Source organism: Mesorhizobium sp. M1E.F.Ca.ET.063.01.1.1 (assembly GCF_003998155.1).
Lineage (GTDB): Bacteria > Pseudomonadota > Alphaproteobacteria > Rhizobiales > Rhizobiaceae > Mesorhizobium.
The window spans coordinates 1-499 of the sequence record NZ_RZSC01001542.1 but is presented as its reverse complement, the minus strand read 5'-3'; the positions used below and the strand labels follow the sequence as shown (position 1 = coordinate 499).

The following is a 499-nucleotide window of genomic DNA, read 5'->3' as shown; positions in this document are numbered from 1 at the left end:
GAGCAGCACCGCGCGACGCCGCCAACCGGCGCCGCGCGGTGCTGCTCACCGCCAAGGCGCAGGCGCTGGTCGACAGCGATCCGAATACCGCCCGGAATGCCGCCGTCGAAGCCAACAAGCTGGCGCCCGATTTCTCGCCAGCGGCGGTCATCGCCGCCAATCTGCTGATCCGGCAAAACGACGTGCGCAAAGGCTCCAAGATCCTGGAGACGGCCTGGCGGGCCGAGCCGCATCCGGACATCGCCGAGCTCTACACCCATGCAAGGCCGGGCGATGCCGTGCTCGACCGCCTCAACCGGGCGAAGAAGCTGCAGGAGATGAAGAAGAACCACGCCGAATCGTCGATGGCCGTGGCGCGCGCCGCGCTCGATGCGCAGGATTTCGCCACCGCGCGGCGCGAGGCGGAGGCCGCTATCCGCATGGATCGCCGCGAGGGCGCCTATCTGCTTCTGGCCGACATCGAGGAGGCCGAAACCGGCGACCAGGGGAAGGTGCGGGC

At 69.3% G+C, this 499-nt stretch carries 1 pseudogene; it reads left to right on the top strand.

Annotated elements, in window-relative coordinates:
- Positions 1-499: pseudogene (locus EOA29_RS39680) on the top strand (heme biosynthesis protein HemY); the annotation flags it as partial.